This is a genomic window from Mesorhizobium sp. M8A.F.Ca.ET.207.01.1.1 (assembly GCF_004794715.1).
Lineage (GTDB): Bacteria > Pseudomonadota > Alphaproteobacteria > Rhizobiales > Rhizobiaceae > Mesorhizobium.
In genome coordinates, this window is the sequence record NZ_SRUS01000020.1 from 16,355 (window position 1) to 40,637 (window position 24,283).

General features: G+C 64.1%; 14 protein-coding genes. 6 read left to right on the forward strand and 8 right to left on the reverse strand.

The genetic code is table 11. From position 1 onward, the window contains the following. Nucleotides 1-2 precede the first annotated feature (2 nt). The 3 genes from EN850_RS32235 to EN850_RS32245 are packed head-to-tail and all read left to right on the forward strand — an operon-like array spanning nucleotide 3 to nucleotide 2,378. Nucleotides 3-1,334 carry a hypothetical protein gene (locus tag EN850_RS32235; protein ID WP_136092899.1) on the forward strand — a complete coding sequence of 444 codons (1,332 nt, stop codon included), beginning with the start codon at nucleotides 3-5 and terminating at the stop codon, nucleotides 1,332-1,334. A gap of 27 nt (nucleotides 1,335-1,361) precedes the next feature. Beyond that, nucleotides 1,362-1,958, forward strand: coding sequence for a hypothetical protein (locus EN850_RS32240; RefSeq protein ID WP_136092900.1), 597 nt, complete (start codon nucleotides 1,362-1,364; stop codon nucleotides 1,956-1,958). Nucleotides 1,959-2,000: 42 nt separating this feature from the next. Continuing rightward, nucleotides 2,001-2,378 (forward strand): hypothetical protein, encoded by a 378-nt coding sequence (locus EN850_RS32245; RefSeq protein WP_127276717.1) that lies wholly within the window; start codon nucleotides 2,001-2,003, stop codon nucleotides 2,376-2,378. A gap of 226 nt (nucleotides 2,379-2,604) precedes the next feature. Here the strand turns inward: EN850_RS32245 and EN850_RS32250 are convergent, their stop codons facing one another. Further along, complete coding sequence (locus EN850_RS32250) at nucleotides 2,605-3,411, reverse strand: SapC family protein (protein ID WP_136092901.1); 807 nt, start codon at nucleotides 3,409-3,411, stop codon at nucleotides 2,605-2,607. A 321-nt stretch (nucleotides 3,412-3,732) separates the two neighbouring features. Between EN850_RS32250 and EN850_RS32255 the strand changes: the two genes are divergently transcribed. Further along, on the forward strand, nucleotides 3,733-4,008 hold the full coding sequence (locus tag EN850_RS32255) for a hypothetical protein (RefSeq protein WP_136092902.1): 276 nt from the start codon (nucleotides 3,733-3,735) through the stop codon (nucleotides 4,006-4,008). Nucleotides 4,009-4,231: 223 nt separating this feature from the next. Here EN850_RS32255 and EN850_RS32260 read toward each other — a convergent pair whose 3' ends face one another. From EN850_RS32260 to EN850_RS32285, 6 genes are all read right to left on the reverse strand, one after another. After that, nucleotides 4,232-4,750, reverse strand: coding sequence for a GNAT family N-acetyltransferase (locus EN850_RS32260; RefSeq protein WP_246689310.1), 519 nt, complete (start codon nucleotides 4,748-4,750; stop codon nucleotides 4,232-4,234). Between the two features lie 17 nt (nucleotides 4,751-4,767). Beyond that, entirely contained in the window at nucleotides 4,768-5,946 is a 1,179-nt protein-coding gene (locus EN850_RS32265; RefSeq protein WP_189591260.1) for a hypothetical protein, read from the reverse strand. A gap of 90 nt (nucleotides 5,947-6,036) precedes the next feature. Continuing rightward, nucleotides 6,037-6,570: a tail fiber protein gene (locus EN850_RS32270; protein WP_135867719.1), complete on the reverse strand. Its 534-nt coding sequence runs from the start codon at nucleotides 6,568-6,570 to the stop codon at nucleotides 6,037-6,039. A 10-nt stretch (nucleotides 6,571-6,580) separates the two neighbouring features. Then, nucleotides 6,581-7,090 (reverse strand): tail fiber protein, encoded by a 510-nt coding sequence (locus EN850_RS32275; RefSeq protein ID WP_127276705.1) that lies wholly within the window; start codon nucleotides 7,088-7,090, stop codon nucleotides 6,581-6,583. Between the two features lie 12 nt (nucleotides 7,091-7,102). Beyond that, entirely contained in the window at nucleotides 7,103-7,600 is a 498-nt protein-coding gene (locus tag EN850_RS32280) for a tail fiber protein (RefSeq protein ID WP_127872743.1), read from the reverse strand. 200 nt (nucleotides 7,601-7,800) lie between these two features. Then, nucleotides 7,801-20,118, reverse strand: coding sequence for a hypothetical protein (locus EN850_RS32285; protein ID WP_189591262.1), 12,318 nt, complete (start codon nucleotides 20,116-20,118; stop codon nucleotides 7,801-7,803). 334 nt (nucleotides 20,119-20,452) lie between these two features. Between EN850_RS32285 and EN850_RS32290 the strand changes: the two genes are divergently transcribed. Further along, nucleotides 20,453-20,998, forward strand: coding sequence for an invasion associated locus B family protein (locus EN850_RS32290; RefSeq protein ID WP_246689311.1), 546 nt, complete (start codon nucleotides 20,453-20,455; stop codon nucleotides 20,996-20,998). A 70-nt stretch (nucleotides 20,999-21,068) separates the two neighbouring features. After that, the gene (locus EN850_RS32295; RefSeq protein WP_136092905.1) at nucleotides 21,069-22,313 is read left to right on the forward strand and encodes a Xaa-Pro peptidase family protein; all 1,245 of its coding nucleotides are present in this window, start codon (nucleotides 21,069-21,071) and stop codon (nucleotides 22,311-22,313) included. Between the two features lie 226 nt (nucleotides 22,314-22,539). On the opposite strand, the gene EN850_RS32305 is transcribed toward EN850_RS32295, so the two are convergent. Next, nucleotides 22,540-23,976 (reverse strand): amidase, encoded by a 1,437-nt coding sequence (locus EN850_RS32305; protein ID WP_136092906.1) that lies wholly within the window; start codon nucleotides 23,974-23,976, stop codon nucleotides 22,540-22,542. Nucleotides 23,977-24,283: the final 307 nt, after the last annotated feature.

Below are 24,283 nucleotides of genomic sequence, written 5' to 3' on the forward strand. Positions count from 1 at the left end.
GAATGGGTACCCGGTTCAGGCTGTTTGTTCAGCCTCCGTTCGAAGACCCTACGTCAAGCCCTGAGATCATTGCGGTTTCTTCCCCGCGAGGCAGCGTCGGACCTGGCCCGTCCGACGATCGTATGTATGTCGTCGAGCCGGTCGGCAAGACGCGGCCCTATGGCGTCAACCACGGCCCGTTGGGTACGCCCGTTATCTCCCTGCCGCCCTGGACGCGAGCGATCCTCGATCCGGCTGTTCCCGACGAGGAAGGCAATTTCGATCATTATCAGCCCTCGACGCCCGGCTTCGAAGCAGCCCACGCGTTCGGGTGCGCGCGCTTCACCCTCGACGTTTGGGAGCGTTACATCGGCCAGCCGATCACCTGGCATTTCCACGATCACTACGACCGTCTGGAAATTTCGATCCTGCCAGGTTGGGACAACGCCCAATACGGCTATGGCTTCCTTGAGCTCGGCAGCCAATTCGTGAAGGACGGACGCACGCTCCCGTTCAGCCTCGACTTCGATATTATCGCGCACGAGGTTGGCCATGCATTCGTCTACAGCGTTCTTGGCATACCGGACCCGGGCGCTGAGTTCCCCGAATATCTGGGCTTTCAGGAGGCCTTTTCGGACTGCGTTTCGTTGATCGCGGCCATGCATTTTCCCTCCGTGATCGATAATGTCCTGACGGTGACGCATGGGAACCTCTACCTCGCCAACCAGCTCTCTCGATTCTCGGAATTCTCGCCGCACCGCCAGATACGCGAGGCCAACAACAAGCGGACGATGGCCGACTTTGCCGACGGCTGGACCGACGAGCATGCACTGTCACAACCTCTCACTGGCGCCGTCTTCGACATTCTGGTCGATGTCTTTCACGAGAGCTTGGTGGCTCGAGGACTGATCTCGCCGGAGGCCGAAAATCTTGCCGACCTCGCCGAGATCGATCCGGCCGCCGAGCTGCCGATGCAGGAAGTCTTTGACCGCGATTTCGCTCGCAATCCGGAAGGTTTCGTCGAAGCCCTGCTCGACGCGCGGGATATCGTGGGTACCTATCTCGCCGAGACGCTTTGGGCTCTCGCCCCGGATTTCCTGGACTACGGTGACGTGGCGAGAACGATGCTCGCGGTCGACGACAGCATGACCGGAGGAGAACTATCGAGGATCATCTTCCGGGATTTCGACCGAAGAGGGATTTTTCGCTACCGTGCCGGGCCTCGCCTGACGAAGCCAAACCGAAAGAGCCATGTTCATGAGGGCCGAACCGCCCGTCCACTGGACCAGGCGCGCCTGCCGGACATGAGCTATTTCGAGAAATATTGGATGTCCAGAAGTGGCGCCGATCTTTGATCGACATACAGATGATGGGGGTGATCCATGACCACTGAAACCATTCTAAGTACCTCAGCCATACATTTGTTCGGTAGAGTTCTTGAAGATTTGAAGCTCAAGAAGAGGATCGATGGGGGACGGCCTCCAAGGCTTGGCAACAATAGATTCCTGCAGAACCAGATCGACGCTTCCGGTAGCCTGCTGGCAAGGATCTATGCGTTCACCTTTGAAGCGCAGTTCTACGAGCTGGCCCGACCGACCATACTTCTTGTCCATGGGCCTGGCACTGTCGTTGATTATCCGGCCCCGGGGGACACCGATCTCAAGGTCATGAGCCGCGGTCCAAGCGACCCTGCCTATACCGGACTGTCATCGCAGATAGGCTCGTTCGCGCGCGGAATGCAGGTCTGGGTCTACGACAAGAGTGACCTGACAATGCGGCTGGAACTCGACACCGGAACGCTCGAGGATGTCCTGCTGAGTGCGGAGCTGGACCCGCGTTCGTTTGGTCGATCGGGTGGAGCAATGGGCAGATCCGGCGGTGCGATGGGGCGATCCGGCGGCGCCATGGGCAGGTCTGGCGGTGCGATGGGACGGTCCGGTGGCGCCATGAACCGCGGCGGGCGCGGCGATATGGACTAGCGTTTTCGATCGTTAATTGAGAAGGCCGAAGGGAGATGGGCCATGGCGAGAGTAGATATAGTACGTGTCGATACACCTGAAGGGAATGCTGTAAGAGGCGGAGATCCGGTTACGGTCAGTGTGACGGTAGCCCCAGACCGTGGTTGGTTTAACGACACAGAATACCTGGTAATTGACTTTATCGATGCTGGCACTTTAAAGAGCGAGCCATATCTAGTGGTATTCGACAACGACGTAACCATCGAAGATACGACGACAATTACCTTTAAAGTTAAAGCACAAGACGGGGCTTCACCCGGGGAATACTATGTTCGCATCAAGAATGAAACTTTCGAGGAAACCATCGTAAGCGGCTCTGAGGATGGAACCATCACTGTGTCCCTGAAGCTGGTCACTTCCAAGCAAAAAAGCTGTGACTAGCCGTAAAGTCACAAGTCGCATCGGCATCAGCGGCTCTGCCCTCACGCCGGCAAAATCTTGCCGGGGTTCATGATGTCCGCGGGCCAAGCATCTGCTTGATCATGCGGCTTCCGCGGCCGCCTCCCCCAAGTCTTTCAGCTCGCTCCTTGTTACGAACGAACCTCGGCTCCCGGAAGGCCGTTCGACTTTGGGCGTTCTTGAGAGCCCCAACCACGAGCGCGAGAAATCAGCCCTTCGCCCCCTCCGCCTTGCGCACCGACGCCTGGTGCACCAGCGAGGTCCAGCTGTTGGTCGAGGCGAGGTGGCAATAGAGCAGGCCGAGCGCGCCTGATTTTCTGAGGTCGAGGAAAGCCTCGTCGCTCAGTTTGTTGAAGGCGGCCTCGTCGATCACCTGGAAATCGGTGAGGTTGAGCACCTCGCCACCTTCCAGCGTCACCTTGCTCTGGCGCGGCGAAAACAGGCCGTGGGCGTCGATCTTGTCGACCATCTCGCGGGTGGCCCTGAAGTCGATCTGGAACTGGTTGCAGAAGGCGAGCGCCTGCTTGGTCGCCTCGGTCGGTTCGTTGCCGCTGAAGAACGGCAGCACCTTGTCGTCACGGAACGGTGCCACGAGCTGGTCGACGACGCGCTCGCTCGCGCGGTCGACGCACAGCGTCAGCCGGCCGGCCGACGTCGGGTCCTCGGCCAGGATGAAGGGATAGCGGCGGACATAGGCCGGGATGTAATGCGGCGCGTTCCACATGCCGTCGGCATCGACGAACAGGTTTTCGTCCTGGCGCACGCCGGTGATGATGACAGGCGCCTTGGCGGCGCCGATGAACACGATCGGGTAGGAGCGCATCGCCGCCGGCATCTCCGACGCCACCACCGGAATGGCGTGCGCCGAGCGCGCGAAGGAAAAATCGCTGCGCGCGGTCAGCCCCAGCGAGCCGTGCCGGATCGGGTTGAGCGCTTCTGGCCTCGTATAGAACAACGGCATGGCGTCACCCCCATTTGCCGGCGCCGTCCCTGTTTTCGCACCACTCTCAGCCATCGTCCGTCCTTTTCTCCCGCAAGCCGGTCAAGCCGGCCAATCAGCGTCCGGCGTCGCTGCCGAAGCCCTGTCTTGTCGCGCCAGGCGCGTATCGAAACAAAGTACTACAGCGTCGCCGGCACGCGCAAAAGGACATGGGCTGCTGTATTTTGCGGTTTGCGGCGGTGAATTGTCTTGGGTGCCGGGCGCTCCGCGCGATGGCGCACAACCCCAGGAAAGTGTTCGACGATTTTCCGTTCTGAACGACGGGAATTAAACAGTTCTGGACAGCTAGCGGCGAAGCGGCGACAGTGCCGCGCAAACGGCTTTGAGGCGAGCGCAATGGCGGCGGCGGCGGATTTCGAACAGGCGATCGGGCAGGCGTTCATCATCGAGACCACAGGCGGGCGCATCTCGCTCGAACTGAGCGCCGTCAACCGCATCGCGGCCAGCCCGCGCCCGGGCGGCGGTTTTTCCCTGCTGTTCCGGGGACCGCGCGGGATCGCGCTGCCGCAGGCGACCTACAGCCTTGCCGGCACCAGCGGGGTCCACGACATCTTCATCGTGCCGGTTGCAGCCGACGCGACGGGGCGGCTCTACGAAGCGGTGTTCAATTAACGCCGGTTTTGAGCTGCAGGGCCGAAAAGCGACAATCTTAGCCGTCGGCGCCGCCACTCACTATCGCACATCTCCCCGTAAACGGGGCGAGGTGGCTGGCGGCAATGCCCTTGCCCTTGTTGCGGCGGCAGACTGGCGAAATCATCAACGAGGCGTCCCTCTCCCCGTCCCTATACGGGAGAGGATGCCGGCAGGCAGGTGAGGGGGCAACGCCAACCAACGATCATGGATCCGCCGGCGCGCAAGCCATCAAATCGTAGACGCCCTTGTCCTCGACGACGACAAAGCCGAGATCGACATAGAGCCGCCTTGCTGGGTTGTTCTTCTCGACATGGATCGACGCTGATTTGCCGGCTAACCATGCCTCGCCTATCAGGTCGCGCAACAGGGCGCCACCATAGCCCTTGCGGCGGTGCGCAGGCAAGAAGGCGATGTCGATGATGCGGTGCTCGCCCGGCCAGCGCTCGATATAGAGGCGGCCAATGGCCTGGCCGGCGCGCTCCACCACCAGCCAGTCGGCCTGCGGATAATGCTTGCGATAGTGCGCGTGCTGCGCCTGGAACTGCATGTCGAGGAACGCTGCTTTCTGTGCCTCGCTCCAGTCCGTAACGGCGAGCTCTTCCATGCGGGTCGAGGCGTAAAGCCGCGACAGGAAAGTCAGGTCGGCCTGCGCGGCGGACCGGAAGCTGAGCCCGGCCTGCCGCGACCGGGACCACGCCGGAGCGGGATAGACCAAAGCCACGCCGCTTGCGGTCAACGTCAGACCGGCGGCGTCAGGTCGCGCACCACCGCGATCTGCTTGAGGTTGCCGGTGGCCAGAGCCGTCCAGCTCCACTCCCATTCGGAACTGTCCATGGCCATCTGGTTGATCGTCCACAGGCCATTGGTGCCATCGTTCGTGATCATCATGCTGAACAAGGCAAGCCGACCATCGGCATTGTAGTCGAGCGACAGCCGTGTGTTGGCGCCGGAGGCGCTGAAATCACGCCATCCCGACCAGTTTTGGGTGGCCGCGTCGTATTGGGCGTTGAACGAGTGGACATGCTGCTGGTCGGAGGCCACCAGCATGATGTCGCCGTCGCCCTGGACGCCGGCGCAGAGCGTGTATCTCGGAACCCTGCTGTATCCAGGCGTCGCCCAGTTCGTCCAGGTGTCGGAGCCCGCCGGCTGTTGCTTGGTGTGCAGGACCTGACCTGACTGCGTCATGGCAAAAAGATTGGTGGCGCCGAGCGGGCCGACGATTGGCGCCATTTCCGTGAAAGGATAGCCGGCGTCGATCTGCACCCATGGCGTCCAGTCGGCCACCGTCAGCGCTTGGGCCCTGGCCTGCTGGCAGCGATAGAGATGAAGGGCGGAGTTGATGCCGAAGAGCGCAATACGGCCGTCCGCCTGGCGGAGGGCCGTGACCGCCACGAGCTGGCCGGTCAGTTGTATCCAGGCGCTCCAGGGCTGTGCGGGCGGCCTGAGCTCGTCGACGGTGACGACGATCGGGGTGGATGTGCCGGGCGGCGTGATGGTTTTCTGCACCTGAACGATCACGTCCGGGTTCTGGTAGATCCACCAGATGCGGCCCTGATTGTCGGTGAGGAAGATTTCGACGCGGCCGTCAACGTCGCGCGCCATCGAGAGTTTCTGGTAGCTTGTTGCGCCGGGCGGCGCGCTAATGCCGACCGGCGGGTTCCATTTTTCGACAGGGCCGACCTGGTTGGCGTCCTCCGTGATGAAAGACAGGTTGGTGGTGCCGGTCGGTTGGGCGACCACCGCGACGCGCCCGTCCTTGGTCAGGCCTGCGGTCATGATCACCCAGGCGCCGGCGGCGATGGGAGACCATGCGGCAGGCCACGCCCCGTTGGGCGCGACTTGGGCCTTCTGGATCAGCCGTCCCGCCGCGGAATCGATGCCGATCACCATCAGCCGCGACAGTTCGAAGAACGACACGCCTGGCACGTGCCCGGTTGGCGCCGCATGGGAGGGTAAGTGAGCGTCTTCGTTAGCCATGGTAACGGCCCCGCCTTGTTGGCTCGAAAATCAGGTTCTCGGTGGGAACACGCCCTGCAGGGCGATGCAGAAATTGCAGGTGAGATAAGGCTGCAGATTGTTGTGCGGCTGGTCACCGCCGGCAGGCGCGAGCATGTTGTCGTTCATTGGCGTCAGCGCGGGTATCGGCGTCCCTGGAACATAGGCGAAAGCGCCACCCGACTTGCCGAGAATTCTCGACGGGCTGGGCACCTGGACGTCGGCGACGTCCTGGGTTCCGACCATAACGTTGTGCGCATGGATCGGTATTTCGCTTTGGAGCAGCGTCACCGTCTCCGAGCCGCTACTCTCTCCGAGATCGTGCAGTGACAGGCCAGGTCCCTGACCGGGGTGCATTGGCGCGCTGCCCTGGAGATTGGGCAGCGCGAAGTTCGACTTGCCGTCGCCGCCATAAGTCGTGCCGAGCAACGAGAACAACGCCGTGTTCTGCGACAGCGGCAAAATCTGCCCGTCGCACAGCGCCCAGCCCTTGGGCGCGAAATTGAACGGGAAGATGCGGATTTCCGCAACGAACGGATCGGCCATGACGGTCCTCTCAGGTCTGCGACGGGAAAATGCCGAACAGCGAGATGATGAAGTTGATGCACAGATACGGCTGGAAATTGCTATGCGGCTGGCTGCCGCCGACGGGTGACACCATGGTCGCGGCCATCGGGCCATCGGGCGCCTGGCCATCGATGTACATGAAGATCGTCCCCGTCGTCTGGTCGAGGACATTCCCGCCCGGATTGGTCCCGGTGCCGGTTTGGCCCGATGCCAGCATGGGATGCGAGTGAGCCGGGATCTGCTGGATCGACAGCGTGATTTCCTCCGCGCCGCCGGTCTCGGCCAGGGTGAAGCCGTTGCCCTGGTGGAGCGGTAGCCGGCCACGCAGGTCGGGCAGCGCGAAAGTGCTTTCGCCGTCGCCGCCATAGGTGGTGCCGATCAGTTGGAACAGCGTCTCGTTTTCCGAGATAGGCAACAGTTGTCCTTCGCAGAACATCCACCCAGCCGGCGCGAAATTGCCGGCAAACATGCGAACTTCGCCAACATAGGGTTGTGCCATGATCGCGTTTCCTCAGGTCTGCGACGGGAAAATGCCCTGCAGGGCGATGCAGAAGTTCAATGTCAGGAAAGGCTGCATATTGAGGTGCGCCTGCGAACCGCCAACATTGGCGATGCTGGCGGGGTGCAACGAGGTCAGGTTCGTAGCCTGCGCATAGCCATTGTTGAAAGCCCCCAGGAAATTCCCGGAGTTCAGGGGCACCGTGCCGTTGGCGTTCGTCGCTCTCGCCTGGTGAACATGGGTCGGCAATTCCGCAATCGACAGCGTGTGGGATTGCTCGCCGCCCCGCCCGCCGAGGTCATGCCCGTTGCCGACATGGATCGGGACCCTGCCCCGGAAATCCGGCAAGCCGAAATTTACCCGGCCGTCGCCGCCAAAGGTCGTGCCGAGCAGTGAAAACAGAGCCTGGTTCTGATTTATGGGAAGCAGTTGGCCGTCGCAGAACGCCCACCCCTTGGGCGGGAAACCGAAGGACATGATGCGGATTTCGGACAGAAACGGCTCTGACATGCGATACCCTCCCACTGCCGCTTCGGACTATACACGTCACGAATTATAAGTCTACTGGCAATACTTATTCCGGATAAATTTTCATAAATATCCACCGGATCGCTTACTGGCAACTTCAAGTATATTGTTAACTATATACTTTACAAGCCTCGATTGAGGCGTATGTAAGAATCGCCTGGCGAGTTCGTCGCCCGTTCAGACTATGGCGTCGAATAGAAGCCCGCCGTACCACCGGTGCCGATCGTGACACTGACAGTGCCGCTGTTGATGGCTTGCACATAGCTCATGACAGCCGCGGCATCGGTTGCCGCGCCCGCGTAAGCCGCGGCGCCGCCATGCAAGCCAACATGGACATCGAACCGCGTGCGGAGACGGATGTCTGTGCCACCATTGGCACCCGAACCTGTGAAATTGTTGGCCAGGCCGCCAGCACCGCCGAGGGTCAGCGAGACCGTCTGGGCGTCTCCAGCAACCGTGCCGGCGTTCAGTTCGAAACCGTGGTTGCCGAATGTGCCTGGATTGCTGGCGGTGTTGCCTTGTACCACGGCCGTCAGCTTGTGGTTGCCGCCGTCGACCGCATCACCCGTCTGCAGCAGAATGCCATCATTGTTGTACTGATAGAGCAGGTTGTTGGTGATCGTCACGCTGGAATCGGCGCCGCCCAACGTGACGAAGCCGATATCGCTGCCCTGGGCCGATCCGCTGTTCGCCACGCCGGCGACGCCGATCGTGTTCGAATCGATCGTGCCGTTGAACGAGCTGGCGCCGGAGCCGGTGCTGATGCCCAGAGCCGTGCCCAGCGCATCGCGCATCGTATTGTGGGCGATGTTGAAGGTCAGGTTCGCCACGTCGCCGGCGCCGCCCGAACTGATCGTGATGCCGCCGCCGCCCGAGACGATGTTCTGGTTGTTGTTCGACAGCGTGTTGCCGAGCGCTCCAGTGGCGCCGCCGAACACCAGATCCGACTGGACGTTGCCGTGCAGATCAAGCTGGAACAGGTCGCCGCGCGCGGAGGTGAATGTCGAGCTCTGGACGGTCGCGTTGAAGACGCCGTTCGTCGCCTGGAACACCAGCGCGTCGCCTGACGAGTTTCCTGCGGCGGCGTCGGTCGCGAAGGTCGAACCGGTGATGGTGATCCGGTTGAGAGTCTCGCCATTGTTGTTAAAGACGTGGAATGCGTCCAGCGCCGCGCCGGTGAAGGTGGAATTCGAAACCGTAGCGGTGCCCTTGAGGCCGGTGAAATAGGCATTGCCTTCGCCGACTCCGGCAACGCTGGTGCCATTGCTGCCGTTGATGATCGTATGGTCCAGCGTGAAGCCGGTGACGTTGTTGCCCAGAATGCCGTAATTCTGGAAGTCGTTCATCTGCAGGCCGTTGAGCTGCACATCCGTCGTGCCGTTCAGGTAGATGCCGACGCCTTGCGCGGTGCTGCCATCCGCGCCTGTCTTGCTGGAGATGACGCCGCCGCCGGAGGCGCCGACCGTTGCACCATTGCCGGTCACATGCAGGCCACCCAGGGCACCCGTGGTGTCGAGGATAATGCCGGTGGCACTGCCGCCGCTGGAACTGATGCGCTGGAACGTCAGATCGCTCGCACCGATCGTCGTGTTGGCGACGTTGAGTGCTGTGGCCGTGCCCGAGCTGATCACGCTGCCGGTGCCGGTGGCGCTGATCGTGCCGCCGCCCGTCGCGCTGAAGCCGGCGACGTTCGAGCCGGTCAGCGTCAGCGTGTTGGTGAAATTGATCGTCGATCCGCCGTTGCTGGAAAGCGCTATGCCGGCGCTGGAGCCGGTTGCCGACACCGTGCCGCTGAAGGTGGCCGTGCCGCCGGTGCGGCCTGCGATGCTGATGACGTTGCCGACGGCGCTCGTCTTGGCGATCGACCCGCCATAGGTGATGGCCGCGGTGCCGCCGCTGACATCGAACGCGGTGCCCGAGGCGCCGCTCAGCGCACCGGTGCCCAGGTTTACCGTGCCCGTGACGTTGGTCAGGGCGACATTGTTGACGCCGCCGCCCGAAGTGGTCGAGGTGAAATTGATGCCGGCCGCGATGCCGTTGAGGTTGATCGCTTGGGCGGCACTCGCGCTGATCGAGCCGGTGGTGACATTGACCGTCCCGCCATTGGTCGCGGTGAAGGCCGTGTTGGACCCGCCCGTTGTGACCACGAGGTTGGCGAAGCTAACGGTCGAGGCCTGGCCGCCATTGTTGATCGAGACGGCGGCGCCGGTGGCATTATTGTGGGTGACGGCGCCGGTGAAGCTGACTGTGTTGGCTGCCGTCGCGCCGGAGATGACGACGCCGCTGGCGCCGATGTTCGACGTCACCGCGCCGGCAAAGCCGAAGCTGCCGCCGGTGCGGTTGGTGATGCTGACCGCGGTGCCGATAACGCTGGTGACCGAGCTCGTGCTGTCGAAGCCGAACGCCGCATTGCCGCCGATCACGGACAGGCCGCTGCCGCCGGTGGTATCGACATTGGTGGCGGTGACCGTTCCGGAGGCCGCGCCGAATTTGATGCCGGTCGCGGCCGAGGCCGCGATGAGGGAGACATTGGTCAGCGTCGTCGTGCCGGTTGCGCCGGCGCCGAAGTCGATGTCGGCGGCCGTGACGTTCCTGATCGTCATGTTGCTGATCGTGGCATTCGCCGTCGCGCCGCTGATGCCGATCGCGGCATTCACTCCCGCGCCGTCGTCGCCGTTGATGGTAAAGCCGTCGATGATGTTGCCGCTGGCCGAAAGCGTGATGACGCTGCTGCCATCGGCGCTTGTCAGCGTGGTGGTGCCGCCCGGCGTCTGATCGGCGATGGAGATGGTGTTGCTGGCCAGCTGGATCGTCGACGGCACCGTCAGCGCCAGGTTGATGTTGCCATTGTCGAAGCCGCGCACCTGCTGGCCGGTCAGCAGGTTCAGCGTGTCGTTGCCATTGGTGCCCTGTGCGGTGATGGTGCCGCCATCGTTGACGAGGACGATGATGTCCGTTGCGGCCGCGTTGAATTCGGCGTCGGCCAGCGTCGCCAGATTATTCTGGTCGCGGCCGCTGCCGTCGCCGGTCGACGCCGCGCCGACGAAATAAACCTTGCCGACACCGAAGCCGAGGCCAGGCGTGGCCTGGAAGTTCACATCCTTGAAATTGTAGGTGCCCGCGGCCGGCGCGACGGAAGCGTCGATGCCGACACTGGCACTGATGGTCGACAACTGGTCGGCGGTATCGCCGTCGCCAAAGGTGAAGGCGACGTTCGTCGTGCCGTTCAGGAACACGCCGGTGTTGACGCCCGCGATGCTCGAACTGTTGCCGGCGAGGTTCGCATCGCCGAGCCGCACCGTCTGGCCGCCGGTGGCGCCTCGCAGGTCGACGCCGATCGAGGTGCCGGCGGCGGCGGCATTGGTGACGTCGAAATCGTTGGCCGTGATCGCCGCGTTGATCGTCGAACCGTTGAGGTCGAAAGCCACGGCCGCGTTATCGTTCAGGCCGATGTCGAGACCGTTGAAGGAAAGCGCCGCACCCTGCGTGCCGGTGACGTCGACGCCGCGAGAGGTGATGCCCTGCAGACTGACCGTGCCGAGCGCTATGGCGCCGCCGCCCGAGGAGGCGACATTGGCCAGCGAAATGCCGGTCGTGGCGCTGGTGGTGGATACCGAGGAGAAGTTGAGCCCCGCCGCGCCGATCGTGATGCCGCTGAGGTTCAGTGCGGTGCCGCCGCTGGTGGTGGCGATCGTGTTGCCGCTTCCGCCGGCGGTAACAGTGCCGGCGCCCGTGGCGCTGAACCCCGTGCCCGCCGCCGTGGTGATCGCCAGCCCACCGCCGCCGAAATTGATCGCCACAGGGGCGCTGTTGCCGCTGATCGCGACGCCCGCGCCGGTCGAGCTCATAGCGATGGTATAGCTTGCGCCGTTGATGTTGAAGGTGCCGCCGGTGTTGTTGACTATCGTAACGCCGGAACCCGCACCGGTGAAATTGTTGGATGCCCCCGAGGCGGTCACTGTACCCCCGGTATTGTTGTTCAGGTAGATACCGTTGCCATTGGACGTCAGGTTGCCGCTCAACGAGACGAGCCCGGCCCCGGCCAATCGGTTCTGGACTTCAAGGGCTGTGCCGGCGGCGGCCGACATGGTGGCGCTGCCCGAATAGCTGACTGCCGCCGTGCCGCCGCTCACGATGAACGAGACAGCCGCGGCGCCGGTCAGCGCGCCCGAACCAAGGTTAACCGTGCCGCTGGTGTTGACAAGGTTCACATTGGTGCTGCCGCCGGCGGACGAGGTCGAATCCAGGGCGATGGTTGCAGAGACGTTGGACAAGGCGATCGCCGTGCCGCTGGTTGAATTCACGCTTTCGGTGCCGCCAGTGGCGGTGATGCCCATCGTGGCGCCACCCCCTCCGGAAATGCCGACGCCGGTCGTGGTATCGATCGTTACGCCGCCGGTGAAGCTGGTCGTGCCGCCGGTCTGCGTAAGGCCCGCGCCGCTCGTCGTGTCGATGTCGGCGAGGCCGGTGACGTTGAGCGTACCACTGGCCCAACCGATGCCGCCGCCGGTCGACAGTACGTTGTTCACCGTCACCGTGTTGAAGTTGAAGGTGCCGGCATTGGTGTTTATCGCGCTGATGCCGGCGTCCGCCGTGCCGGAGATGTTGGTGGCGCCGGTGACGGTGAAGGTCCCGGCGACGCCGTCGAAGATGATGCCGCTCGCGCCGCCGGTCGCGGTGACGCTGCCGATCGTCATGCCAACCGTCAACGGGTCGAGATCGATGGCGGTGCCACTGGTGGTGTCGACCGAGCCGCCGCTGCTGTTGAGCGCAAAAGTGGTGGCTGGCGGACCCTTGGCATCGACCAGCAGGCCGGTGCCGTTGTTGTTGAAGACAGTGAACGTGCCGAGATCAAGCGTACCGCTGGTGCCGGTCAGGCTGAGGCCGTTGCCCTGCACCCTCGCGGCTGTCGTGCCGATGTCGAGCGTACCCACCGAGACGGTGCCGCCGGCGCCGGTCGAATCGAAGGTGACATTGCTGAAGGCGATGCCGCCGCCGGTACCGCCGACCACCGTGTTGCCGGCAAAAGATCTGACAGCGATCGAATTCTGCGTGGCGCTGATGTTCTGGCCGGCAAAGGATGCGGCCAGCGCGGTTCCGGTCGATTGCAGCGTGTTTCCGTCGATCGACGCCAGCAGAGTGTTGGCCGGCGCGCCAGTGGTCGCGAAGTCGAGCGCCCGGCCGCCTGCGGCGATGTCGTTGTTCCAGATGAAGAAGCTGGAGGCTGCTGTCGCGTTGACCGAAATGCCTGCGCCGGTGCTGGTGTTGCGGATGATGAGATTGTCGACGCCGCCGCTAAAGATGCCCGAGCCTGATGTCGCCAGGTTGATCACCGAGGTGGCGTTGTTGCTCTGCAGGATCGGCCGCAGCGAATCGATGCCGCCCGGCGCCGAGACGATCGGCGAGTTCTGCACGGTGGTGAAATGGAACGCTGCGCCGGCGCCGCCGCTGGTGTCGACGCCAAGCTGCGAGACATCGACGGCGGCATCGCCGCTCTTGAAGGCGAGCAGCACCTGTCCGTCGTCGAGCTGGAACGACGTCCCGCTGAGATCGATGGTTTCCTGGCTGCCGTTGACGTTCTTGTCGATCAGCACCACGACGTTGGCGGTGGACGCCTGGGCGCCGATATAGCTACCCGGATTGGCAAGGCTGCCGTCGCCGGTGCCGCCTTCAACGACGTAGTAGACGCTGATCGTCGACAGGTTCGAAATGTCGCCGGTGAAATTGACGTCGTTGAAATTGTAGTTGCCATTGGTCGGCAGCGTGTCGGTGGCGTGGATGACCTGGCCGCCGGTGGTGGCGATCGACGATTCGGCCGGACCCTGGCCATCGCCGAAGACCAGCTTGGCGTTGGTGGTGCTGGAGAACTGCACGCCATAGCCGACATTGGCGATGGTCGAGGTCTGGCCACTCGGACCGGGGTTGTTGTTGACGAGGTCGCCGAGCTGGATCGTGCCGGTGCCGGTCGTGCCGGCCATGTCGATGCCGATCGTGCCGGCGAAGCTGCCGCCATCGACGTCGAGATCGCCAGCCGTGATGTTGCTGGCGCCGAGCGCGGCGCCGCTGAGGTCGAGGCCGATCGCGTTGGTGGCGCCGAGCCCGATGTTGAGGCTGGTGAAATCAAGCGTTGAGGCGAGCGTGCCGGAAATGTCGACGCCGCGCGACGTGATGCCTTGCAGGTCGACCACGCCGAGGCTCACGGCGCCGCCGCTGACATTGTTCAGCGCAATGCCGGTCGCCGCCCCGGCGACCGTGATGGAATCGAAGGTGACGCCGCCGGCGCCGACTGTCGCGTTGCCGAGGTCGAGCGCGGTGCCGGTCGTCGTGGTGATGGTGTTGCCGCTGCCGCTGACGCTGACCGTGCCGGCGGAGGCTACATGGAAGCCCGTTGCGGTCGTTGTCTTAATGGCAAGGCCGCCATTGCTGAAGTCGACCGTGCCGTTCGGATTGCCGGTCAGGCTGACGCCGTCGGTCGCGCCCGAGTCGATCTGCTTGGTCGTGCCGAAGAAGGTGACCGTCGCCGCCGTGCCGTTGTCGATGCCGGCAACGACGATATTGCCGCCGGCGCCCGTGAGGCCATCCGTCAAATTGCCCGACAGCGTCACCGAGCCGCCGGTCAGTTCCTGGATCGAAACCGCCGCGCCCGTGCCGTTGCTGGCGATGGTGCCGCCATAGGAGATAACGGCGTTGCCGCCGCTCTGATCGGTCGCCGAGCCGACATTGAACGACGTGCTCGCGCCGGTGTTGGTCAGCGTGCCGGTGCCGAAAGCGGCTGTGCCGCTGAGATTCCGCAGGTCGATGCCGTTGCCCGAGCCGAACGTGGCGTTGGTCGAGGCGAAGTTTATACCTGCGGTGATGCCGTCGAGCGCCGCCGCTTGCGCGCCCGTGGCGTTGATCGTGCCCGTCGTGACATTGACCGTGCCGCCGCCGCTGGCGGTAAAGGCCGTCGACCCGTTGGTGGTGATGTCCACATCCGCGAAGGTAATCCCAGCGCCGGTATTGTTGGTCAGCGAAACGCCGTTGCCGCCGATGGTCGCCTTGTCGGTGAAATCGACCAGGCCGCCGGTGCGGTTGGAGATCGTGACACCGCCGCCGGTCAGCGTGCCGGCCGGGCCGCTGTTGGGCAAATTGCCGCGCGTGAGCGTGATGTTGCCATTGCCGCCATCGGCGGCGAGCAGCGTGCCGGCGACGTTGATGTTGTTGTTGGTGATCGACACGTTGGTGGTGAGGCCGTCGACCTTGAAGGCGGTCTGGCCAACGGCGACATTGCTGACCGTGACGCCGTCAACGACGATGCCGCCGGCATTGCCGAAGCCGACCGCGCTCTCGTCGATGAGGAAGACCGAGCCGCTGCCGCCGCTGAAGTCGAAAGCGGTGTTCTCCACCTGATTGCTGCCGAGCAGGTGCAGGGTATCGCTGCCCGTGCTCTTGACCACGCCCTCGTCGCCGGTGACGTTGCCGCCGGTTGCCCCGAGATTGCCCTGGACGTTGATCGGCTGGACCGTGCCGGAGGTGAGGATCGAGTTGCCGTTGCCGAAGCCGGTGATCGACTGGCCCGAATCGAGCGTGAACGGCGTGCCGCTGAGATCGACCGTGCCGACAAAGGCGAAGACCACACCGCTGCCGCTCATGGCGTCGGCGGCGGTCACCGAAATGGTGCTCACATCCGCGCTCAGCCCGTCCGTGCCGGCGGCGATGACGCCGCCGTTCTGCGAGACCATGATGGTCCCACCAACCGCGCTGGCCAGATGCGCGCTGCCGGTGAAGGCGACATCGTTGAAATTGTAATTGCCGAGCGCCGGATTGAGCCCGATGGTGTTGACCGTGTAGCCGCCGGCTGCCGCACTGATGGAGGACTGCAGGCCATTGCCCGCATTGCCGTCGCCGAAGGTGAAGTTGGCATTGGCCGATGTCGCCGTGGTGCCGCCCGACGACAGTTCGACGCCGACGCCGACATTGGAAATGCTGGAGCCGGCCTGGAAGGTGATGGTCTTGTCGGCTTGCGTCGACGACAGGTCGATGCCGCGCGAGGTCAGGTCACCGGTGCCGGTGATATGAGTCACGCCGAAATCGGCCGTGGCAAAGGCGCCGCTGAAGTTGATGCCGGTCTGGTTGGCGCCAGCGCCCATTGTCACGGTGGTTGCGCCGAAGCTGGCATCGGCACTGGCAGTTGCGAAGCTGATGCCGCTCTGGTTGGCGCCGGCGCCCATCGTCACGGTGGTCGTGCCGAAGCTGACATCGGCATTGGTGAATGAGAAGTTGATGCCGGCCACGTTGGCGGCAGAGCCCAGCGTGACCTGGGTCGTGCCGAAGGTGACTGAACCGGCAGTGTTGGCGATGGCGATGCCGGGGCCGGCGCCCGTCACCGTGACCGCTCCGAAGGTTGCCGATGCGGTGCTGTCGACACTGCCGACAACCAGGCCGGTGCTCGCGGCATTGGTGATCGACAGCGGAGCGGTAACGTTCAACTTGGCCGTGCCGATGAGGTCGATGGCAGACGCTCCACCGCCGCCTGTCGCCGACAGTGACGGGCCTGTGAAGCTGATCGTGCCGCCGCTCAGGAAAGCCGCCGAGCCGATCTCGAAAAGCCTACCGGTGCTGGTCGAACTGATCGCGCCGCTGAAGGTCACCGAGCCGCCGGTGATGCCATCGACCTTGACCGCCGTACCCGGTGCTGTGGCTGAGCTGGAGATATCGGCCGAGACCGTGATCGCAGCGCTGCCGCCGGAGACGACGACGCCGTTGCCGGTACCGGAGTTGGTGATCGTGCCGCCGATGCCGATCGTGCCGGTGTTGTTGGTCAAGCTGACATCGGCGCCGGCGATATTCGTGGTGACGAGATTGCTGACGCTGACGGTCGCGGCGCTGTTTTGAACCAGCAAGCCGGGGCCTCCGCCGACCACCGTGTCGATCTTCGTCGTGCCGTTGAAGGTGTAGACGCCGCTGGCGACATTGTTGAGGCTGATGGCGACGCCGCTGATACGGTACAGGTCGACGCCACCGAAGGTGACGTTGCCGCCGCTGGTGTTGCTGATGGCGATACCGGTCGAAACGCCGCCGCCGGAACCATCCACGGTGACGCTGGAGAAGTTCACCCCGGCAGTCCCGATCGTCATGCCGGCGATCTGGATGCCCTTCTCGTCCGGTCCGAGACCGGTCGCTACCGTGTTGCCGGAGCCAGTTACCGTCAGCGTACCGCCATTGACGGCGCTGAAGGCGAAGCCGCCATCCGCGGTCAGGTCGAGCCCGCCGGTGAAGTTGATCGTGCCGCCGGTGTTGCCGGTCAGGTCGATCGCATTGGCCGCGCCGGTGCTGGCGGTGATCGTGCCGCCGAAGGTGGCGCTGCCGCCGGTCATGTTGGAGATTGTCACCGCGCTTGCGGCAGCGGTCTGATTGATGGTGCCGTTGAAGGTGACGTTGGGCGTGGAGCTGCTGATCGAGAAGGCGTTGCTGCTCGTGCCGGTGATGGAACTGCCGGCCCCGAAAGTCAGGGTTCCACTCGAGTCGTTGACGATAGAGACGCCTATGCCGCCGCCGGTAATATCGAGGTCGTCGAAAGTGGCGGTGCCATCGAAATTCTTGGCGGACAGCCCGACATTGGTGGCATTGCCGATCGTCGTGTTGCCGGTGAAATTGACGGTCGCGCTCGAGGCGACAAGCTCGATGCCGGTTTGGCTCGCATTCTGGACATTGAGATCGTGGACCGAAACCGTGCCGGTCACGCTGCCGAGGAAAAGACCTGTGTCGACATTGCTGAGGGTCACGCCCTGGATCGTCAGGGCGTTGATCAAGGTTGCGTTGATGCCCGCGTCGCTGCCGCCCGAAATGTTGAAGTCGAGCAGCGAATTGCCGTTGGCCACTGTCACGACACCGCCGGAGCCGGAATTGGTCAGCGTCGCCGCGCCGCCGCCCGGATCCGAAACGACCTGGTCGTGCTGGACATTGTTGCCGGTGATGTTGACCGGAATGCCGCCGAGCGAGAAGGAGCGGCCATTGCCGAACGAGGCCAGCGTCTGGCCGTCGCTGAGCGAGAAGCCGTTGACGGTATCGATGGGAGATCCTTCGTTGACCAGCACGAAGATCGCATTGTTCTGGGTGTTGGAGTCGGCCAGGTTTATCGCGAGCAGGCTCGATGTCGAAGAACCGTCACCCAACGAGCCGACGCCGCCGACGAAGATCACATTCTGCTGGTCGAACAGCTGATCGCCGCTGAAAGTGGTCGAGCCGAACGCGTAGTGGCCGAGCGTCTGGTTGAGGCCGCGCGCGTCGAGCGAAGCGGTGCTGCCGGCAATCGAACCGCCGCCAAAGCTGAATTCGGCATTGGCCGAATGGGCCAGCGAGCCCGCTATGCCGAAGCGCACACCGGTGTCGACACCCGAAATGGAACCGCCATTGGTGATGATGATCGAGGCGCCGCCGGTGGTGTCGGCGAGGTCGATGCCGATGGTGCCGGCGGCGCCCGGGCCGGTGATGTTGAGCGACTGCGCGGTGAAATTGGTCTGGCTGCCGGAGAAGTCGAGACCAGAGCCGACGCCCAGCCCGGAAATGACGATGTTGCCGGCCACTACGGCGGCGTTGACGCCGCTGAACGACATGCCGCCGGCGCCGGGATTGGTGATTTTGATGTCGCCGAAGCGGATTGTCGCCGGCGAATCCGTGATCTGGATCGCCGCTCCGGTCGTGTTGGAAATCGTCGTCGAACCGTTGACGGTGAAGCTGCCCGAGACGTGGTCGAGCACCACGCCCGACGTGCCGCCGGTCTGGCTGATCGAATCCAGCACCACATGCGCGGTGATCGGGTCGATGTAGACGCCGACGCCGCCATTGCCGGAGATAGTGCCGCCGGTGGTGGTGAAGCTGCCGCCGCTCGACGTGCCCTGCACGGTGATGCCGCGGTCGGTATTATCAAGCGCATTGACCGTCGCGAAGGTGTAGGTGCCCTGGCCGGTGATATCGAGGCCGTCGTCGAGATTGCCCGACAGCAGCGTCGTGCCGGTGAAATTGTAGGTGCCGTTGTCCTCGATGTGCAGGCCGTCGAGACCGTTATTCGTGGACGTGAAATCGGACGCCTTGACGTTGGTCGAATTGCCGGTGAACTCGGCGCCGTTGCCGCCGGCGCCCGTCACCGTGACCTTGGTCAGCGTCGTGCCGGTGACGTTGTTGCCGAAGATGCCGTCGGCGCCGCCGGTGATGGTGATGCCGTTCAGCGTGTTGCCGGTGCCGAGCGTGATGACGTTGTTGGCGACGTTGGTGCCCTGGATCGTGCCGTCGCTGCCGCCCAGATTGAAGGTGGCGGTGCCGCCGCCGGACAGTTTCGCGGTGACGCTTTGGCCACCGCCGATCACGGTCTGGCCAGTGGCAAGTGTCACGCCGGCAGTCGTCAGATTGCCACTGCCACCCAGGGCAACGACAAAACCGCCATTGCCGGCCTTGGTGACCGCGTCGTCCAGTGTCGTCGGGTCGGCCTGCGTGCCGGCGCCGGCCAAACCGCCATCGGCGAAATAGAACTTGCCGAAGGCGGCATTGGTGGCGGCGTTGATGGCGACGCGCGTCGTCGAGCCGCCGATCTTGTCCTGCGACTGGACCCTGACGCCGATATCGCCGCGCACCCGCTCGTTGACGCGCTTGCGCAGGCCTTCGCTGACCGGATAGACCGGGTCCGTGCCGATGGCCCCGGTAGTGTCCGAGCCATGGCCGGGGTTGAACGGGATGTTCAGCCGCACGCTGCCGGCGAATTGGGTGTCGTCGCGGTTGTCGTTGCGCACCTCGCCGGTGAAGGTCAGCGACGTTCCGGTGCCGAAGACATCGCCGATCTCATATTCGATGCCGGCCTTGGCGCCGGTGACGCTGCCGTCATCGCCGTGCGGATCCTCGAAATGATAACCGCCAATATCCAGCCGCAGCGAATGCTTGTCGGGCAGGTTGAGCGGCACCTTTGCCCCGACCTCGCCCTCGATGCCCCAGGCCGCGTAATCGCGATGGTCGAGCACCGAGATCTGCTCGATCAGCTGGTTGGAGACCATCGACAGGGTCGAGCTGGTCGACTGGTCGGTCGAGTCGCCCTTGATCGGCACGAAGACGTTCACATGCGCGTCGAAATTCGGCGTGATCGCCTCGACGCCCAGCGTGCCGCCGGTGAACTGAGTGCCGCCGTAGCTCTCGGCATTGAAATAGGCGTAGCCGCCGAGCATAAGGTCGGGGTTGATGATGCGGCGGATGCCGAGGCCGATATCCTGGCCGAAGGCGTCCTTGAAATCGTGCTTGGCCCGGACATCCAGGAACAGCACCGATTCGGCGGTCTGCTTGATCGGGATGAAGCCTTCGAGCGCAGCGTTGCCGCCATTGTTGTCGGCGCCGATAATGGCCCGGATCTGCGGCTGCCAGAGACCGGCATCGTCGCCATAGGCAGCCGCGCCCGAGAGCGCCAGTGCCAGCGACGTAAGCGCCGTCGTCTTCCAGAGATGCCTGGCAATGCTCGAACGGCGATAGCCGGCGCGCACGTGGAAACCCTCCCCACGCGCCGCCATCCCACCAACTTGCCGAGACTTCTCGGTAGTTCCCATCCCCTGGCGAGCCCTTCTGGGACTACACGTCCCGCGTGCCGATATTTACTGGAATTCTATTGTATAGCGAGTCCCTAAAGATCCGGCTGCTGTGGTCGTCCGCCAAAGTTCTTCCCTGTGGCAATATGGACACAGTAAATTTGCCGGCTTGCTTGGCTAGACTCGCGGCTTCCAGGCCGGGTTGGAGTGTTGTATCAAGCCGTACTGCGGGAATACCAGCCGGGGCACAAGGAATATGACAGTTGCTTTAGCGCGAGCTAATATTTCAGGCTTGGCCGTAGGTATTGTCACTCTGTGGCTCATCCTGTCGGTCGCTGGACCCGCACTTGCCGAGGACGCGGCCAAGCCGGCCCAGCCCCAACCGGCCCAGCCCCAATCGGCCCCGCCCAAGCCGGCCGACGCCAATCCCTGGGCGGTGAACTGCTCCAGCGGCTCGGCGAACGCCGAGCTTCAATGCCAGCTGTCGCAGAACCTGACCGAAGCCAAGACAGGACAGCGCGTGCTCACCGTGACGGTGCGCCGCGACAATGCCAATGGCAGCCTTGCCATGCTGCTTGCTTTGCCGCACGGCCTGTTCCTGCCGTCCGGCGCCAGTTATCAGGTCGACCAGGGGCAGAAGACGACCATCGCCATCCAGACCAGCGACCAGAACGGCGCCTATGCCGCCACGCCGCTGCCGCCGGAACTGGTCAAGGCGATGAAATCGGGAACCAATCTGAACGTCGGCATGGAATCCGTCACCCGCAAGCCGGTCACCATCCCGGTGTCGCTGGCCGGCTTCACCGCCGCGCTTACCAAGCTGGAATCGATCAAGTAGCCCTTGTCGGCCGCTTGATTGTCCGTACCCTTAATGCTCCGTTGCCGGTTCGGGCATATGGAGAAATGTCATGACGGGCTTTGTCGACCGCCAGCGCGCCACGCATTTGATGCAACGCGCCGGCATCGCGGCGCTGGTGCTCTGCGCGCCCGAGGCCTTCCATTATGCGACCGGCGCGTCGATCGGCCCGGCCGGACTGTTCCGGCGCGCCGGCGCCGGCTTCGTCGTCATCCCCGCCCGTCAGGACCTGCCGATCGGCGTCGTGGTCGCGGACTTCAACGCGGCGCAGCTGCGGACCTCGGCGCCCGAAATGTTTGTACGTTCGCACCCGATCTGGATCGAATCCGCGCCGGTCGAGACCGGGCCTCACAGCCTTCCTCTGGCGGAGCGTATCGAGGCTGGCCTGGCTTCGCTCGGCCGCGCGGCGGATTTCTCGCGTCCCGCCACTTTCGACCTCGCCGGCGCGGTGCGCCAGCTGCAAGCCATGCTTCTCGATTTCGGGCTGGAGCGCGCCACGCTCGGCCTCGACCTCGACTTCATTGCCGCCGCCGATTTTGCCGCCATCCAGGCGCTGCTGCCGGATTGCCCCGTCGTCGACGGCTCGCCCGTGCTGGACCGGCTGCGCGCCGTCAAGTCGCAGCGCGAGATCGACCTCCTGCGGCAAGGCATCCTCCTGTCCGAGGCCGGCCTGGAGCGGCTGCAGGTCGATGCCATGGCCGGCATGCGCCAGGGCGACCTCGTCGCGCTCTACCGGCAAGGCGTCGCCACGGCGGCGGCCGGGCTTTCGCATCCGGTCATCACGGCCGAATATGTGACGCTGGGTGCCCGGGCCAAGGGCGCGGACGCGAGGGCCGTGGCTGGCGATCCGCTGAAATGCGACATGGTCTGCACGGTCGGTGGCTACGCCTCCGACATGTCGCGCAACTTCACCTTCGGCCCGCCTTCCGCCGATCAGGCAGAACTGCACGCTATCGCCGAGCGCGCCTTCGAGGATGGCCTGGCCGAGCTTGTCCCCGGAAACACGCTCGCCCATGTGCATCGCGTCGCCACCGACAGCCTGGCACGGCAAGGCCTGCGCTCCTACCGCCGCGGCCATTTCGGCCACGGCGTCGGCCAGTCGGTTTTTTCCGAACAATGGCCGTTCATCGCGGCCAGCAGCGATACCGTGATCGAGCCCGGCATGGTGCTGGCCTTCGAGATCCCGCTCTACATCGACGGCCTCGCCAGCTTCAATCTCGAGGACCAGTTCCTGATCACCCCGGATGGACCGGTCGCCATGAACCGGCTGCCGAGGCGGCTGGAGGTGATTGGGTAGCGGTCCCTATCGCCGTTGGCACTCTACGGCGCCCCCCTCTGCCCTGCCGGGCATCTCCCCCACGAGGGGGGAGATCGACTGTCGTAGCCGCCGTCGCCAATCTTCAACATGGCAAGAAGAGGAGCCGGCGCCGAAGCCGCCAATCTCCCCACCCGTGGGGGAGATGCCCGGCAGGCCAGAGGGGGGCGCCGTAGAGCGCGAACGCCGATGCTTAGGCCCTTGGCTGCTAAGCACTCACCGGCGGCCTGCGATCCCTCCAAGGCATCGCTTGCTCGAGCTGCGCCGACGCCGCCAGCACTGTCGCCTCGTCGCCGTAGCGGCCGACCAGCTGCACGCCGATCGGCACGCCGCCTTTCGACCAGCCGAGCGGCAGCGAGATCGCCGGCTGGCCTGAAATGTTGAACGGGAAGGCAAAGACGGCGTCCGTCCATTTGGCGTTGTAGCGGTCGATGTCCGTCTCCGACATGTCGTAATAGCCGAACGGGCGCGGCAATTGCGTCAAGGTGGGCGTGACGAAAAGATCATAGCCATTGAGGTCGCCGACAATGTCGCGGCCGACCTGCCTGAGCTGCTCGACATCGCAGATGTGCCTGATGCCGCTGGTGGCGCAGCCGCGCTCGATGATCGCCCAGGTCACCGCCTCGACATCGCCAGGCGTTACCGGCCGGCCGATCACCGTTTCGAGATAGTCGAAGGTCGCCGCCGTCTGCACGCAGGTCATGTTGGTGTAGGTCGTCCACACGCCGTTGGCATCGAGCGGCATGTCGTGCTCCTCGACGTCATGGCCAAGCCGCTCGAGCGTCGCCACGGTCGCCAGCACCGCAGCCTTCACCTCCGGATCGATGGCCGTGCCGTTGGGCGGCGTGACGGTGAAGCCGATGCGCAATCTTTTCGGCGCGCTCGCCGACAGGCTGAGCCAGGACGCATCTGGCACCGGCGGCGTGTAGGGGTCGCCGGGCAGCGCGCCGGCGACGGCGTCGAGATAGGCCGCCGTGTCGCGCACCGTGCGCGAGCAGCAGAGAAAATAGGCGCCGCCATACCAATAGTCGCCGAATGGCGCGAGGCTGACGCGGCCACGCGACGGCTTCAGGCCCACAATGCCACAACAGGAGGCGGGAATGCGGATCGAGCCGGCGCCGTCGCTTGCTTCCGCGATCGGCACCATGCGCGAGGCAATGGCCGCCGCCGCACCGCCGCTCGATCCACCGGGCGTGATGCCTTCCTTCCACGGGTTCTTCGTCGTGCCGTAGAGTTTTGGCTCCGTCGTGATCGACCAGCCGTTTTCGGGCGCGTTCGACTTGCCGACCAGCACCAGTCCCGCCGCCTTCATGCGGCGAACGACTTCGGTGTCGAAGTCGGCGACGACGTCTTTCAGATAGAGGCAGGAATTGGTGTTCGGCGCGCCTGTCCAGGACGAGGCCAGTTCCTTGAGCAGGAATGGTACGCCGGCAAAGGGAGCCGATTTGTCGACTGTGCGCGCCTGCGCGCGCGCCATGTCGTAGAGGCGGTGGATGACCGCGTTGAGCGACGGATTCAACCGCTCGACCAGCGTGATCGCCGCCTCGACCAGCTCCGCCGGCGAAACCTGGCCGCTGCGCACCAGCGCGGCCAGGTCAAGCGCGTCGGAGTCAGCATAGGTTTTCAACAGACTGTCGGTGATCATGTCTCCCTCCCAATTCTCGACGCCAATTGCCGACGTTGACACTGCCCCTCATCCGCCTGCCGGCACCTTCTCCCCGTATAGTGACGGGGAGAAGGGGCTGTCGCGATCGTCGGCGCTCCTTCTGCAACGCTGGTGATTGGCGAAATCATCAGCGACCGCGTCTTTCTCCCCGTCACTATACGGGGAGAAATGCCCGGCAGGGCAATGAGCGACTATCTGTGGTGTCAAGTTGCATTGGCGAACTCGATGCGCGCATCGCGTGCTTTTGCATTGAGAATGACGAGGAGTTTTCGCGCCAGCGCCATGC

Excerpts from the sequence above, each read along its gene's own strand:
- EN850_RS32270 (WP_135867719.1), bottom strand. The coding sequence starts at position 6,570 with ATGGCCGATCCGTTCGTTGCGGAAATCCGCATCTTCCCGTTCAATTTC.
- EN850_RS32235 (WP_136092899.1), top strand. The coding sequence starts at position 3 with ATGGGTACCCGGTTCAGGCTGTTTGTTCAGCCTCCGTTCGAAGACCCT.
- EN850_RS32245 (WP_127276717.1), top strand. The coding sequence starts at position 2,001 with ATGGCGAGAGTAGATATAGTACGTGTCGATACACCTGAAGGGAATGCT.
- EN850_RS32280 (WP_127872743.1), bottom strand. The coding sequence starts at position 7,600 with ATGTCAGAGCCGTTTCTGTCCGAAATCCGCATCATGTCCTTCGGTTTC.
- EN850_RS32305 (WP_136092906.1), bottom strand. The coding sequence starts at position 23,976 with ATGATCACCGACAGTCTGTTGAAAACCTATGCTGACTCCGACGCGCTT.
- EN850_RS32255 (WP_136092902.1), top strand. The coding sequence starts at position 3,733 with ATGGCGGCGGCGGCGGATTTCGAACAGGCGATCGGGCAGGCGTTCATC.
- EN850_RS32275 (WP_127276705.1), bottom strand. The coding sequence starts at position 7,090 with ATGGCACAACCCTATGTTGGCGAAGTTCGCATGTTTGCCGGCAATTTC.
- EN850_RS32295 (WP_136092905.1), top strand. The coding sequence starts at position 21,069 with ATGACGGGCTTTGTCGACCGCCAGCGCGCCACGCATTTGATGCAACGC.
- EN850_RS32240 (WP_136092900.1), top strand. The coding sequence starts at position 1,362 with ATGACCACTGAAACCATTCTAAGTACCTCAGCCATACATTTGTTCGGT.
- EN850_RS32250 (WP_136092901.1), bottom strand. The coding sequence starts at position 3,411 with ATGGCTGAGAGTGGTGCGAAAACAGGGACGGCGCCGGCAAATGGGGGT.